The following is a 14,826-nucleotide window of genomic DNA, read 5'->3' as shown; positions in this document are numbered from 1 at the left end:
TGTTAATGATTTATAAAAGTTATTTATACATATTTATTAAGCAAGTTTTGTGCCAACTTATAACCTAGCTATTCAGAGCATAAAATCTATTATTCTCACGGAATTGATCATTTTTTTGCAAAGTTACGAATTATTTATGCGAAAATTAGGAATTTTTAGCATAAATGAGAATCCATTGACAAAATCGAGTACAACTATTTTCTTATCACAATGCTTTTTCAACAATTTCTACGATATCAAAGTTTCCAATACTCTCTTCTAATTCTTTCGCCTTTACCCCATCACTGATCATCGTTAAGCAATAAGGACATCCTGTTCCAATCATCGTTGGTTTTGCTTCAAGAAGCTGTTCTGTTCTTGCTACATTAACTCTTGTCCCCACCGTCTCCTCTGTCCACATCATCCCGCCTCCAGCTCCGCAGCACATGCCGTCTGCACGGTTACGCTCGGCTTCAACTAGTTTTACGCCTGGGATTGCTTTCAAAATTTCACGTGGTGGATCATAGACGTTATTATAGCGGCCTAAATAACAAGAGTCATGATAAGTGATCACTTCATTTAATTCTTTTGTAAAGGTGAGTCTGCCTTCTTTGATCCATTGATACAGTAATTCGGTATGGTGATAGACTTCAGCCTCAAGGCCAAATTCTGGATATTCATTTTTAAACGAGTTATAAGCGTGTGGATCAATCGTGACGATTCTTTTGACGTTATGCTTTTGAAAAGTGTCAATATTCGCTGTTGCTAACTCCTGGAATAAAAACTCATTTCCAATTCGACGTGGTGTATCACCTGAATTTTTCTCTTTGTTCCCAAGAATGGCAAATTTGATTCCTGCTACATTCATGATACGGGCAAATGACTGGGCAATCTTTTGGCTACGATTATCATAAGAACCCATCGAACCTACAAAGAATAAGTACTCAAATTCCTGTTCGGACTTTTCCACTTCTTTCACCGTTGGCACTTGAATATCTTCACGGGCCTCACGCCATTTTTCACGCTCTTTTTTATTAATGCCCCAAGGGTTTCCTTGACGTTCGATATTTGTCATCGCACGCTGGGCATCGGGATTCATTTTTCCTTCTGTTAATACGAGATAACGGCGTAAATCGATAATTTTATCGACATGCTCATTCATGACCGGACATTGGTCTTCACAGTTTCGGCAAGTAGTACATGCCCAAATTTCTTCTTCTGTGATAACATCGCCAATTAAACTAACTTCTTCCACTGCTACAGCAGATTCTTGAGCGCCTTGACCTGCTAGAGCCAATTGATTTCCCTTTGAATTTTTAAAGGCAAAGGCAGGTAGCCATGGCTGTCTAGAAGTCACAGCTGCTCCTTTTTCTGTCAAATGATCCCTCATTTTCACAATAAGGTCCATCGGAGATAACTCTTTACCCGTTCCTGAAGCCGGACACATATTGGTACAGCGACCACATTCAGCACAGGCGTAGAGATCGATCAACTGATGCTGGGTAAAATCTTCAATTTTCCCTACACCAAAGGATTCCGCCTCTTCGTCCTCAAAATCAATCTTTCTTAACTTCCCAACCGGGCCTTGTTTTTTAAAGAAGATGTTAATCATGGCAAAGAGTTCATGAAATTGCTTAGACTGTGGCACGAAGACCATGAAGGTGAAAACTACTGCCATATGAACCCACCAAAATACGTTAAACAAGATGGTTCCAGCGGTTACTCCGATCCCTCCGAACAGTAACGCAATACTACCTGAGAATGGAGCATATACAAGGTTTGGTTCGGCTCCAAGCATAATCGTTTCGAATCCTAATGTAATTAAGATGGATGAAGTGAGAGTGAATAAGGCGATATATACAAAAGCCGCTTTGCCATCCCGTTTCCATTGCAACCGTTTTAACTTTTCACCATAACGGCGATAAAATCCATATACGACAGCCAGCATCATAAGGAATGTTGCCCATTCCTGGATAAGACTGAAATATTTATGCCCTTCACCGAAAGGAAACTCATACCCTCTAATAAATCCTTTAATGATGAGTTCGATAAGACCTATTTGAATGATAAAAAAGGTATAAAATAAGACTAAATGCATCACACCACTTTTCTTATCTTTGAATAATTTCTTTTGGCCGAACCCATTGATCAAGATTGAATTGATTCGCTCTTTTAGATTTGGTTCAAATTCTGCTTTTTTACCGAGTTTTATAAATAAATAGCGAGTGTATAGAAGATTAATAAATAAATATAGTGCATATCCAACTACGCCTAGAAAAACAAGCAAATTCAGTAATGAGAACATTTCTTCCATCCCCCTTCGATGATAAAGTGAAACTTCTATCGGTGGGGATTTTTCCCATCCCACACTGATAGTTAGTTGAGGCCAGCAGCATGCTGGTCACGCAGACGTTGCCGCAGGCGTACTTAGTCTGTGTTCATTATCTCAGGTCTTTACGGGCAGTTGATCCCTTACCTATCCATACTCGTTATACTTTATGTCTTGAACGGGGTCTTACTGCCCGTTATGACGTGGCAAACTTTTTTGAATAGCGGGAGGAGCTGCACTCCTCATAATCATCTACGTTAGACCCCTGCACCAACAAGTACTTTTTTGAATTCCTCTGTCAACAGCGGCACCACTTCAAATAAATCACCCACAATTCCATAATCAGCGACATCAAAGATCGGTGCTTCTGGATCCTTATTAATCGCCACAATCACTTTTGAATTCGACATCCCTGCTAAATGTTGAATCGCCCCAGAAATCCCAACCGCAATATATAAGTCTGGAGTCACAACTTTTCCAGTTTGGCCAATTTGTAACGAATAATCGCAATATCCTGCATCACAAGCTCCGCGTGAAGCACCCACTGCCGCCCCTAACACATTGGCAAGTTCTTCTAATAGTTGAAAGTTTTCCGCATCCTTTAGACCACGACCACCAGATACAATGACTTTGGCTTCAGATAGATCGATTCCACCTGTTGCTTTTTTGACAATGTCTTTAATCGTTGTACGTAGATCTCTAATCTCCACTGCAATCTTGTTTACTTCACCTGAACGTGATTCGTCTTTTTCAAGTGCTGGAATGTTGTTAGGACGGATGGTAACCATGATCAAGCCATCCTTGATTTTAACTTTTTCAAACGCTTTTCCTGAATAGATCGGCCGGGTGAAAATCGCTTCTCCAACTTCAATTTCGATATCGACAGCATCGGAAACGAGTCCGGCATTTAATTTTGTCGCAATTCTTGGGGATAAATCTCTCCCTTGAGCGGTGTGTCCCATGATTAACCCATCTGGCTTTTCAGTTTCAATAACTTGGAGTAACGCTTGTTGGTAAGCATCCGTCGTATACCCTTTTAAATCTGGATGTTCTACCTTTACCACACGATCTGCTCCATAGTGTAAGAGGCTTGCGGTTTCCTCACCGATTGATTCTCCAAATAAAGCTGCCACCACCTCTCCACCATCTGCAATTAATTTCGCAGCGGCAATCGCCTCAAATGAGACATTTCTTACAGCTCCATCACGAATATCACCTAAAACCAATACTTTTTTACTCATATTGTCTCCTCCTTTAAATGACTTTTGCTTCTGATTTTAATAAAGACACAAGCTCTTGAACTTGTTGATTTACTTCCCCTTGTAACACTTTTCCTTGTTGTTTCTTAGCCGGAAGGAAGATGGCAACCTTTTCGGTTTTAGCTTCTACATCCTCTTCTTCTAAATCTAAGTCGTCTAATTCAAGGGTTGTTAGTGGTTTTTTCTTCGCTTTCATGATCCCTGGCAACGATGGATAACGCGGTTCATTCAACCCCTGTTGAGTGGTTACAAGAACTGGAAGGGGCACTTCAATCGTTTCTTCGTCGCCTTCTACATCATGAATCATCGTTGCTTTTCCATCTTCAATCGTCAGACTAGTAATGGCTGTTACTTGAGGAATTTCTAGAACCTCAGCTACACGCGGACCTACTTGACCAGAACCCCCATCAACCGCTACATTACCCGCAAGGATGATATCTGGATTTTTATCTTTTAAATAGGTTGCTATAATCGTAGCTGTTGTATATTGATCGGCTCCGTCAAGATCCTCTGCATCAATCAACACTGCTTGATCCGCTCCCATGGCAAGAGCGGTGCGAAGTTCTTTTTCCGCTTCTTCGTCTCCAAAAGTAACGACTGTTACTTCGCCGCCGTGCTTTTCTTTTAAAGCAATCCCTTCCTCAATGGCGTACTCGTCATAAGGATTAATAATAAACTCCGCACCATCGCTTTTGATGTTTCCATTTTCAATCGCAATCTTTTCTTCCGTATCAAATGTGCGCTTCATAATCACGTAGATGTTCATTTTTGTCTCTCCTTTTTCGTATTATTTTTATCCATTAATGAGACGGAAATAGGGTTCACCAAACAAGTCATGCGTAAATAATAGAATTTTCAGAATCTATACTTTAATATTAAGCAAGTTTCGTGCCAACTAATAATGTTGCTCTGTATAGATTGCCGTCTTCATTATCTCGCAAAAATAATAATATTTTGCAATATTGCGAATCGTTCTTGCAAATATAAGCCCCCTTACTTCTATCGTTTCATCACAACCGCTTCCCCATCTACCACCGTTTCATCATGCTGATTCTTCACCTGTGTCTTAAGCTTAATAATTCTTTTATCATCCCATTTTTCTACTACCTCGACATTTGCCTCGATGGTATCGCCAATTTTAACAGGTACAAGAAACCTGAAGTTTTGAGACAAATAGATCGTGTTCGTCCCGGGAAGCTTCATTCCAAGTACAGTCGAAATAATACTTCCAGATAAAATCCCATGAGCAATCCTTTCTTTAAAAGGCGTATTCTTCGCATACTCTGAATCAAGATGTACGGGATTGAAATCACCCGTTAACCTGGCAAATTGAACAATATCATAATCCGTAATCGTTTTCGTAAAGGAATCCGTATCCCCTATTTGTATTTCCTCGTACATACGCTCTTTTCTTATCACCCTTATTTCCATTTATCAGCATCCCCTTCTATTGATCCATATTGAGACTTTTTATTGGACGACTGTTCGGAAACATGGTTACCCAAGCATACTATGCCCTCCGTTTACCGAGAACACTTGTCCCGTAATCCAGTCAGCCTGATTCGATAGTAAAAATAAAATCATTCCTGTTACATCATCCACTTTTCCAATTCGCTTCAAAGGATATTGTTTCGCAATTTTTTCTAATGTTGCGTCGTTAAATTGAAGGGAACCGCTGTCAACCAATCCAAGTGCTACGGTGTTACATTGAACATTGTTTTTCCCTACATCTTGGGCTAATGATTTGATGAAACCATTCGCACCACTTCTAGCAGCTGCAGATAGAATAAAATGTTTGTCCCCAGTCCGAGCAGAATCACCAACAATATTAATAAACTTCCCTTGCTTCTTTTCCATCATTTGGGGCATAAACGTATGGACTAAATTCAAAACTCCATAAAAGCAAACATCAACTTCGCGTTTCCATTCATCTGGTTGATATTGAAAGAACGATTTCATCTGCCCAAGGCCTGCATTGTTTACAATCCCATTAATGTCCCCCAGCCCTTGATCTAGCTCCTTCTTAATCCTTATGACATCTTCAATGTTAGCAAGATCCCCTTTGACAAGCTGAACGTTCACTCCATAAACACGATTGATTTGTTCAGCTGTATGTACAGCTTCCTCCTCAGAACTAAGATAGTGTAAAGCAATATTCGCCCCCTCACCGGCAGCTGCTAAGGCAATTCCGCGACCAATCCCTTTTGAACCACCCGTAATTAAGACGTTTTTTCCTTTCAAATCAAGTTCCATCTATTTTTACCTCCTGTAAATGGGCCGATACTGATTTCCTAGAAAGAAAGGCGTAAGCATAGAAGCTAAACTGTGAACGATTTTTTTACTCTACTCTATCGCTCTTCCACTCTACTTTCATAAGAAATCAGTTTCTTCTTCAATTTCCTGAAAACGATGGCTGTCTTTTTTCTAGGAAAGCTTTTGTTCCCTCTACCTTATCTTCTGTTGTATAAAGGAAAGCTTGGGCTAAACTTTCAATTAGTAGTCCCGTATCCATGTCTACTTCAAAGCCGCGATTGACCACAAGCTTGGCCATCGCAACAGCAAGAGGTCCTTTGGCTAAGATTTTTTCAGCTTTTTCGAGCACAGCATCCATTAATCCTTCTAATGGGACGACATCTGTCACTAAACCGATCGCTTTTGCCTCACTCGCAGAGATCATTTCCCCTGTTAAAATCATATTCATGGCACGACCCTTACCGAGGATACGTGTTAAGCGTTGTGTTCCACCGGCACCAGGAATCACCGATAAATTCAATTCAGGTAACCCAAATTTTGCATTATCTGACGCCATTCGAATATCACAACTCATGGCCAGCTCACTTCCACCACCAAGAGCAAATCCATTAATCGCGGCAATGGTTGCCTTTTTACTATTTTCAATGCGGCGATACACATCACCCATACTTCCTGTTTTTAAGGCTTCAATAGCCTTTCTTGTAGTGAGCTGGTTAATATCGGCTCCTGCTGCAAATGCCTTTTCACCAGCTCCAGTAAATACAATCACACCGATGTCTTGGTCATTCTCTAACTCTTCAAAAGCGGATAAGATTTCGGTTACCGTTTCATTATTTAAGGCATTTCTTACTTCTGGTCGATTGATTGTAATAAAGCCAATGCCATTTCCTTTTTTAACAATAAGATTTACATAGTTCATGATGAACTCCTCCTTGATTACTATTTTGTTTGATTGTGGGATAGGGGTTGACTTCTTTGATATAAGCTGCATGGTAGCCTTTTCAATCCATAGAAGTAAGCTAGCACATGCAGCTTGTGAAAAGAGGGACAAATGAATTTTCCCCAATTAATCATATAACCGAATATAATTCCTGAATTTCAAAATTAAACCATCGCTAATCCGCCATTGACTGAAAGCGTTTGACCTGTAATATAATCAGCTTCTTCCGATGCTAAGAATGCTACCCCATTAGCGATATCACTTGGTTGTGCTAAACGTCTGAATGGGATGGCTTTTTCAAGTGCTGCTGCAATTCCTTCATTATAAGAACCAATTTCTTCGAAAAGCGGGGTATTGCTTGGTCCTGGTGAAACACAATTCACATTGATCTTATGTCTCGCCATTTCACGTGCCATCGTTTTCGTGAAAGCAATGATTCCTCCTTTAGCCGCTGAATAAACAGCCTCACCACTTGAACCCACTCTTCCAGAATCGGAAGCAATATTGATCACCTTGCCGGAACCATTTTCAATCATAATCGGTAGAATTTCTTTGCATGTATGAATTTGCCCCATCATGTTAATTTCAACAATAAGCTTCCATGTACTTGGTTCACTTTTCAAAAACGGTTCAACCTTATCCCATCCTGCATTGTTCACAAGTACATCAATTTTTCCGAAATGTGCAAGAGAAGCCCCTACTGCCTCCTGAACACTTTCAAGCTTTGTAACGTCACAATAAACCGCTACTGCTTTTCCACCTTCCTTTTCGACAATGGAAACCGTTTCATTTGCATTATCAATATTGACATCGGTTACAATAATGTCCATTCCTCGCGAAGCTAATGTTTTAGCAATCTCTCTTCCAATTCCACGTCCTGCTCCAGTAATAAAAGCCACTTTTTTTGTCATCTTTATTTCCCTCCATTTTTTAGTAAAATGATTAAAATTCCAACTGTTTCTATTAATCTATTAATTTAATTTCCCTTCACTTAATCTAAGGAGAACCTTTTCTCTCAAGAGGAACTTTTGAATTTTTCCACTGGCCGTTCTAGGGAATTCCTTAACCACTTCTAGATACTCTGGCCAATATTGTTTAGCGACTCCTTTTTGTTTAAGGAAATCTTGCATCTCTATAAAGCTAAGAGGCGCTTTTCCAGGTTTCATACTAATAACAGCGCAAGCCCTCTCTTGTAGTCTTGGATCAGGCAGTGCGATAAGCTGCGCATCCAAGATGTTCTCGTGTTCATACAAGATATTTTCAATATAAGCAACAGGGATATTTTCACCACCGCGAATGATAATATCTTTATTTCTTCCTGTAATTCGGATGTAACCGTCTTCATCCATGTACGCACGATCTCCCGTGAAAAACCAGCCATCGTGAAAATCAGCCAAAGTACCTTCAAGATTTTTCAAATAGCCTACAAATATGGCCGGTCCTCTACTGAGGAGATCGCCTTCTTTGTTTGGTGGACAAAGGTTTCCGTCCGCATCAATTACCTTTACTTCCATACTATCAAGCGCTACACCGTCAGTACCTGTCAGCTTCTCTTCCGTATCGTCAAGCTTTGTCAACGTAACGAGACCACATTCTGTTGAACCCCAACCGGAAAGAATGGCAAAATTCACTTTTTTGGAAGCCTCTTTTACCAATGCCATTGGAATCGGTGCACCCATAGCTGCGAAAACCCGTAGTGAATCAATATTACGTCTATTAAGACCTTCTATTTGAATCGTATCTTGCAAGAATGGTGTCGCTCCAGCTGTAAACGTAATCCCTTCCTCCTCAATTAATTCAATGAACTCTAATGGATTCCAAATATCTTGATAAACCCCAGTTCCGCCTATCGTAGTTGGGAGCCTTACCCCATAACCAAAACCAGTTTGGTGAGCAAAGGTCGAAGCCATGAACATCACATCATCAGAGGTTAATTGCAAATGCTCAATCCAATAATTGGTTGAGACGCAAATGGTATTATGCGTATGCATGACTCCCTTTGGATTTCCTGTTGTTCCAGAGGTGAAAATAAGTTCAGTTACATCGTTTGGATCATGGTTAATTTCATTTAACTCAGCAGGATCGCGAATTTCTTCCCATGGGATATCGAACAATGATGCCAGTGGCTTCATATGGGTTGGCACATGGTCGCCTATCACAAATACATGTTGAAGCGCTGGCCATTGATGTGACAATCGATCAATCATGGCTGGATAATCATAGCCGCGAAATTCATCTGGAATGACGATCATTTTCGACTCAGCCATTCCGACCATATAACCAATTTCACGATCACGATAAATCGGAATCAATGGATTCGTAACGGCACCTATTCTTGTGGCCGCATAATGGAGAATAATAAATTCATTCCAGTTTGGTAGCTGAATCGAAATAACATCCCCTCTACCTAAGCCTAATTCCAGCATCCCTAACGCAACACGATCGACCATCTTTCCAAGTTCACGATACGTATACCGACTCTTTCTATCGATAATGGCAACTTTATCTGGATTCTTTTCAATTGCATCATTTAAATAATCAAGGATGGTTTTATTTGGCCAAACAGACTGATATTTATCTAAATATTCAGAACTTAAAATCGTTTCAAATTTCACAGGCCTCTCATCTCCTAGTTATTTTCTAAACTTGCTAAAATCTGCAGATCTTTTTTCAATAAACGCATTCATTCCTTCAGCAGACTCGTCTGTGTTGTAGAACATCGCTAGGCTGCCCATTGCAAGTTGGGAAATCCCTTGCATGTGGGCACTATCAGCATTAAATGAATATTTAAGCATTTTAATCGCTGTCGGACTTTTTGCTAAAATCTTCTCAGCCCATTCTTCCGCTGCTCCTTGAAGCTCTTCTGCTGGAACTACTTTGTTTACAAGTCCCATTTCTTTTGCTTCCTGTGCCGTATACTGTTCACATAAATACCAAATTTCTCTCGCTTTCTTTTCCCCAACTACTCTTGCTAAATAAGTTGATCCAAATCCAGCATCATAGCTTCCAACTTTTGGACCCGCTTGTCCAAATTTGGCTGTTTCAGAAGCAATCGTCAAATCACAAATAACATGTAAAACATGTCCGCCTCCTATGGCATAACCATTTACCGCTGCAATGACAGGCTTTGGAATGTTTCGGATTGTTTGGTGTAAGGTTTCAAGTTCAAGTCCAATGCCGCCTCCTAATCCTCCGTTATAATCGTAGCCACCCTCATCCCCTTTTTCCTTTTGATCGCCACCTGTACAAAATGCCTTCTCTCCAGCACCTGTTAAAATGACTACACCAATTCGGTTATCATCCCAGGCATCGCGGAAGGCCCAAATTAATTCTCTAATCGTACGTCCTGTAAAAGCATTATAGGCCTGCGGACGGTTAATCGTGATCTTTGCCATTCCATTTGTTTTTTCATACAACACTTCCGTTAATTCCATTTTTCATTCCTCCATTTTCATTGTTGTTTTTCTTGTAAGATTTCCGTTATTTTTAATACAATCAGGCTACCTTGTACATTTCTCACAGCTTGGTTATCCTTCCCCCTTTCACTTCTCTAATATTGCAAGTTCTGTGCCAACCTAAATCCCTCGTAATATAAGCACTATTTTCTTATGTATCTCGCAAATTTAAGAATTTTTGCAAAATTAAGAATCCTTAATGCAAATAACTATCGCTGATGGTTACATAACGAAGAGACCTTCGTATAGATTTAAAAATTGACAAAAAAAACACACTACTAAGTAGTGTGCTACCATTATTTCAAGTTGTACTTGGCTATTTTACGATACAAGCTTGCAATATGAATTTTTAATTTTTGAGCAGCTAAAGATCGGTCCCCATTAGCCTCTTGTAGAGCTCGTTGAATGGCACTGATCTCTGCCGCTCTTACTTCTTCCTCTAAACTTTGCAGAGACACGGTTCTCTTGTGTGTTGGGGTATTCGGCGCCTGAGATGTAAGATAAAGATCACTCATCGAAAGTGTATCGTCTTCGACAATATTCATTCCCCGTTCAATAACAGCTCTTAATTCACGGACGTTTCCAGGCCAATCATAGTTCAACATCCACTTTTGAAGCTTTCTGTCAATATACTTCACTTCAAGATCAAACCGATCATTAAAATAATCGATAAAATAATAAGCTAATGGCAAAATGTCGTCATGTCTTTCACGAAGAGAAGGGATGGTTAAATCAAAAACATAGAGGCGATAATATAAATCCTGTCTAAATTTCCCTTCTTCAACGAGTTTGCCCAAATCACGATTTGTCGCAGCGATAATACGAACATCAATGTGTTTACTAGCTGTTCCTCCGACGCGCTCAACCTCTTTTTCCTGCAAGACACGAAGTAGCTTTCCTTGTGCATCATATGGAAGTTCTGAAATCTCATCTAAGAAAAGGGTTCCATTCATGGCTAATTCAATTTTCCCAGGTTTTCCGTCCTTTCTGGCTCCACTAAATGCTCCTGGTTCATAGCCGAATAGCTCAGATTCAAATAATTCCCCAGGAATAGCGGCACAGTTTACTGCGACAAAGGGATTATTTTTCCTTTTACTCATTCCATGAATCGCCTGAGCAAATAATTCCTTACCTGTTCCACTTTCACCTGTCAAAAGTACAGTTGAACTACTTGTTGCGATTCGGGTTGCTAATTCTTTTGCATTTTTCATGGCCTCACTATTCCCAATGATTTCATCGATTTCATATTTATTTTGGTGCGGCTTTTTTTTGTTCATTTTTTGTAAATCAATGGTATTCATGAAAGATACCATTTCATAATGTTCGATATCGCCATCACGAACAATGACTCGATATACTTCTCGATCCCCTTTTTGTGTCACTCGGATGATACAATTGATTCCGGAGATCACACCAAAAAAAACTTTCTTACGCCTTCGTCCATACAGCCCATGTACTACATCATAAAAAGAACGACCTAAAAGATCGTGTTTATCGATTGAAAAATTCTCGCAAAAGTCTGGGCTAACGTCAATCAACCTTCCATTGGCATCTGTTTCAAAAAATCCCCAATCGTCAATTACATGAATCAATTTCTCCATTTAAATCACCTTCCCGGTAACATAAATGACAACTTGTCCCTTAATAACCTCGGTTCCGTTTTGATTTATACATTTCACCTTTTGCGTCACCCATTCTCTATCATGATCAATATCAATAATTGTTAATTCTGCGGTTATCTCATCCCCAATATAGACAGGATGATAATAGATCAATTCTTTTTGTAATAAGACACAAGCAATTCCCGGAAGTTTATCAGTGATCACTTGAGAGACCAACCCCTCTACTAATAGCGCAGGAACGATGGGCCTATTATCCTCATTCTTTAGAGCAATATCGTTTTGCTGATAGAGCGGATTATAGTCTTTTGTTAATTCCTTACAGTGTTTTATGTCAACTTCTGTAAAGATCCGCTGCAATCGAGCACTTTGCCCAATAAATAATTCATAACTAGGTAAGCTCATATGGATCCCCCTTAATAAACAAATCCTTTTTACTAAATTTTCTTAATTATTAGTATATAACAAATAATCAAATAAATAAAAGAAAATGTTCACAATTTCAACAGCAAATGATTTTTTTCATTGTTTTAAACAAAAAATATGTAAGCCCCTGCTAAAAAGCGGCAAAAAAAGACCATATCACACGGATATGGTCTTTTTTCATATGTGTTTGTCTTCGTAAACTACTTTTGTAAAGAAACTTCTTCAAATGGCCATGCAGGCAACATTTTTCTAAGCGGTTTATCTTCACGGTAACCAAGTGCATATTCTCCTTGCATCACCGTATGAACTTCTCTTGTTCCCTCATAAATCACCGGCGCTTTAGAATTTCGAAGGAAACGTTCAACTGGATATTCATCAGAGTAACCATAAGCACCATGGATTTGAACAGCATCATTCGCAGCTTCAAACGCAGCATTACATGTAATCCATTTTGCTAATGACGTTTCTCTTGTGTTACGTTTTCCTTGATTTTTCAACCAACCTGCCTTATAAACAAGCAAGCTAGAAATTTCAAGATCAGCACTCATTTTCGCAATCATTTGTTGAACAAGCTGGTGTTTTCCAATTTCTTTTCCAAATGTTTTTCTTTCATGACAATATTTTACACTCGCCTCAAGGCTCGCTTCGATTAACCCTACAGCCCCTGCTGCAACCGTAAAACGACCATTATCCAGAGCAGCCATGGCAATTTTAAACCCTTCGCCTTCTTCACCAAGTCGATTTTCTACAGGTACTCTTACATCACTTAAAAAGACTTCGCCTGTATTACCTGCACGTATTCCTAATTTGCCTGTGAAGCCTCTTGTTGATACGCCTGGAAAGTCGCGTTCTACGATAAAAGCGGTAATTCCTCTATGTGCAGCATCAAAATCCGTTTTAGCAAAAATGATAAAATGATCAGCATAGTCACATAAGGAAATCCACGTTTTCGAACCATTAAGAATATATGAGTCTCCGTCCCTTCGTGCTGTTGATTTCATGGCAGCTACATCACTTCCGGCATCTGGTTCAGTTAGACCAAACGCACCAATCTTTTCACCTTTTGCTTGAGGTACCAAGTACTTTTGTTTTTGTTCTTCATTCCCCCATTGTAGTAACGTCATACTGTTTAAACCTGTATGAACCGAAACGGCAGTACGATACGCTGTATCCCCTCGCTCTAATTCGGCACAAACAATCGCAAGTGTATTATAATCCATGCCTGCACCGCCATATTCCTCTGGGATACAAACCCCCATTAACTGTAAGTCTGCTAATCTTTTCAAAATAGAAGGTTGAAATTCCCCTTTGCGATCCCATTCCTGAATGTACGGGATAATTTCCTTATCCACGAACTTTCTCACCATTTTTTGTACACTTTGTTGTTCTTCAGTTAATTCAAAATTCATCATCAAAAATTCCTCCAATTTTTTTATTGATCATCAAATTCGCCTGTCAAATTTGCACCTGGGTATAATCCCTGCACTTGCTCGATAAATACCTTTAAAATATCCGAGGTATCCGCTGATAGCTAAACCTCATCAACTGATACTTTTAAAATCTATTGATTCAACTACCTAACTCAACCAACTGCTACAGCTTTCATTTCTTCAATCAACAAAGGAACTACTTCAAATAAATCGCCCACAATTCCATAATCAGCGACATCAAAGATCGGTGCTTCCGGATCCTTATTAATTGCCACAATCACTTTTGAATTCGACATCCCTGCTAGATGTTGAATTGCCCCAGAAATCCCAACGGCAATATATAAGTCTGGAGTCACAACTTTTCCAGTTTGGCCAATTTGTAATGAATAGTCGCAATATCCGGCATCACAAGCCCCACGTGACGCACCCACTGCCGCTCCTAACACATTGGCTAGATCTTCTAATAGTTGAAAATTCTCCGCATCCTTCATCCCGCGGCCACCTGAAACTATAATTTTCGCTTCAGATAAATCAATCCCACCTGTTGCTTTTTTGACAATATCTTTAATCGTTGTACGAAGATCTCTAATCTCCACTGCGATCTTGCTTACCTCACCTGAACGTGTTTCATCTTTTTCAAGTGCTGGAATGTTGTTAGGACGGATGGTAACCATAATCAGGCCATCCTTGATTTTAACTTTTTCAAACGCCTTTCCTGAATAAATCGGCCGGGTGAAATTCGCTTCTCCAGCTTCAATTTCTATATCGACAGCATCGGAAACGAGTCCGGCATTTAATTTTGTCGCAATTCTTGGAGATAAATCTTTCCCTTGAGCGGTATGTCCCATAATTAACCCCTCTGGCTTTTCAGTTTCAATGACTTGGAGTAACGCTTGTTGGTAAGCATCCGTCGTATACCCTTTCAAATCTGGATGTTCTACCTTCACCACACGATCTGCACCATAGTGGAAAAGGCTTGCGGTTTCTTCACCGATTGATTCTCCAAATAAAGCTGCCACCACCTCTTCACCATCTGCAATTAATTTCGCAGCGGCAATCGCTTCAAATGAGACATTTCTTACAGCTCCATCTCGAATATCACCTAAAACCAATACTTTTTTCCCCATATTAAGTCT

Annotated in this window: 13 protein-coding genes; all 13 read right to left on the bottom strand. The window is 39.8% G+C overall.

The features are described 5' to 3' along the window. Nucleotides 1-205: 205 nt before the first annotated feature. A complete protein-coding gene (locus R4Z10_RS07975) occupies nucleotides 206-2,284 on the bottom strand; it encodes a (Fe-S)-binding protein (RefSeq protein ID WP_338472660.1) in 2,079 nt (692 codons plus the stop codon). 281 nt (nucleotides 2,285-2,565) lie between these two features. Then, nucleotides 2,566-3,549, bottom strand: coding sequence for an electron transfer flavoprotein subunit alpha/FixB family protein (locus R4Z10_RS07970; RefSeq protein ID WP_338472659.1), 984 nt, complete (start codon nucleotides 3,547-3,549; stop codon nucleotides 2,566-2,568). Between the two features lie 13 nt (nucleotides 3,550-3,562). Continuing rightward, nucleotides 3,563-4,333, bottom strand: a complete 771-nt coding sequence (locus R4Z10_RS07965) for an electron transfer flavoprotein subunit beta/FixA family protein (RefSeq protein WP_338472658.1) — start codon at nucleotides 4,331-4,333, stop codon at nucleotides 3,563-3,565. Between the two features lie 233 nt (nucleotides 4,334-4,566). Beyond that, entirely contained in the window at nucleotides 4,567-4,998 is a 432-nt protein-coding gene (locus tag R4Z10_RS07960) for a MaoC family dehydratase (RefSeq protein WP_338472657.1), read from the bottom strand. Between the two features lie 66 nt (nucleotides 4,999-5,064). Further along, nucleotides 5,065-5,820, bottom strand: coding sequence for an SDR family oxidoreductase (locus R4Z10_RS07955; protein ID WP_338472656.1), 756 nt, complete (start codon nucleotides 5,818-5,820; stop codon nucleotides 5,065-5,067). 139 nt (nucleotides 5,821-5,959) lie between these two features. Beyond that, nucleotides 5,960-6,739 (bottom strand): enoyl-CoA hydratase-related protein, encoded by a 780-nt coding sequence (locus R4Z10_RS07950; RefSeq protein ID WP_338472655.1) that lies wholly within the window; start codon nucleotides 6,737-6,739, stop codon nucleotides 5,960-5,962. 185 nt (nucleotides 6,740-6,924) lie between these two features. Further along, a complete protein-coding gene (locus R4Z10_RS07945; protein ID WP_338472654.1) occupies nucleotides 6,925-7,671 on the bottom strand; it encodes a 3-oxoacyl-ACP reductase family protein in 747 nt (248 codons plus the stop codon). 60 nt (nucleotides 7,672-7,731) lie between these two features. Continuing rightward, nucleotides 7,732-9,375, bottom strand: a complete 1,644-nt coding sequence (locus R4Z10_RS07940) for an AMP-binding protein (protein WP_338472653.1) — start codon at nucleotides 9,373-9,375, stop codon at nucleotides 7,732-7,734. A gap of 18 nt (nucleotides 9,376-9,393) precedes the next feature. After that, nucleotides 9,394-10,194, bottom strand: coding sequence for a 1,4-dihydroxy-2-naphthoyl-CoA synthase (menB, locus tag R4Z10_RS07935; protein ID WP_338472652.1), 801 nt, complete (start codon nucleotides 10,192-10,194; stop codon nucleotides 9,394-9,396). A 317-nt stretch (nucleotides 10,195-10,511) separates the two neighbouring features. Further along, nucleotides 10,512-11,816, bottom strand: a complete 1,305-nt coding sequence (locus tag R4Z10_RS07930) for a sigma 54-interacting transcriptional regulator (protein ID WP_338472651.1) — start codon at nucleotides 11,814-11,816, stop codon at nucleotides 10,512-10,514. Further along, on the bottom strand, nucleotides 11,817-12,239 hold the full coding sequence (locus R4Z10_RS07925; protein ID WP_338472650.1) for a hypothetical protein: 423 nt from the start codon (nucleotides 12,237-12,239) through the stop codon (nucleotides 11,817-11,819). A gap of 221 nt (nucleotides 12,240-12,460) precedes the next feature. Continuing rightward, entirely contained in the window at nucleotides 12,461-13,669 is a 1,209-nt protein-coding gene (locus R4Z10_RS07920; RefSeq protein WP_338473191.1) for an acyl-CoA dehydrogenase family protein, read from the bottom strand. A gap of 173 nt (nucleotides 13,670-13,842) precedes the next feature. Beyond that, the gene (locus R4Z10_RS07915; protein ID WP_338472649.1) at nucleotides 13,843-14,817 is read right to left on the bottom strand and encodes an electron transfer flavoprotein subunit alpha/FixB family protein; all 975 of its coding nucleotides are present in this window, start codon (nucleotides 14,815-14,817) and stop codon (nucleotides 13,843-13,845) included. Nucleotides 14,818-14,826 lie beyond the last annotated feature (9 nt).

The sequence above is a fragment of the Niallia sp. XMNu-256 genome (genome assembly GCF_036670015.1).
Classification (GTDB): Bacteria; Bacillota; Bacilli; order Bacillales; family Cytobacillaceae; genus Bacillus_BD.
The sequence above is the reverse complement of the archived record's forward strand: the minus strand, read 5'-3'. Positions and strand labels throughout refer to the sequence as shown.

Coding starts and splice junctions, on each gene's coding strand:
- R4Z10_RS07975 (WP_338472660.1), bottom strand. CDS start 2,284: ATGTTCTCATTACTGAATTTGCTTGTTTTTCTAGGCGTAGTTGGATAT.
- R4Z10_RS07970 (WP_338472659.1), bottom strand. CDS start 3,549: ATGAGTAAAAAAGTATTGGTTTTAGGTGATATTCGTGATGGAGCTGTA.
- R4Z10_RS07965 (WP_338472658.1), bottom strand. CDS start 4,333: ATGAACATCTACGTGATTATGAAGCGCACATTTGATACGGAAGAAAAG.
- R4Z10_RS07960 (WP_338472657.1), bottom strand. CDS start 4,998: ATGGAAATAAGGGTGATAAGAAAAGAGCGTATGTACGAGGAAATACAA.
- R4Z10_RS07955 (WP_338472656.1), bottom strand. CDS start 5,820: ATGGAACTTGATTTGAAAGGAAAAAACGTCTTAATTACGGGTGGTTCA.
- R4Z10_RS07950 (WP_338472655.1), bottom strand. CDS start 6,739: ATGAACTATGTAAATCTTATTGTTAAAAAAGGAAATGGCATTGGCTTT.
- R4Z10_RS07945 (WP_338472654.1), bottom strand. CDS start 7,671: ATGACAAAAAAAGTGGCTTTTATTACTGGAGCAGGACGTGGAATTGGA.
- menB (WP_338472652.1), bottom strand. CDS start 10,194: ATGGAATTAACGGAAGTGTTGTATGAAAAAACAAATGGAATGGCAAAG.
- R4Z10_RS07930 (WP_338472651.1), bottom strand. CDS start 11,816: ATGGAGAAATTGATTCATGTAATTGACGATTGGGGATTTTTTGAAACA.
- R4Z10_RS07925 (WP_338472650.1), bottom strand. CDS start 12,239: ATGAGCTTACCTAGTTATGAATTATTTATTGGGCAAAGTGCTCGATTG.
- R4Z10_RS07920 (WP_338473191.1), bottom strand. CDS start 13,669: ATGAATTTTGAATTAACTGAAGAACAACAAAGTGTACAAAAAATGGTG.
- R4Z10_RS07915 (WP_338472649.1), bottom strand. CDS start 14,817: ATGGGGAAAAAAGTATTGGTTTTAGGTGATATTCGAGATGGAGCTGTA.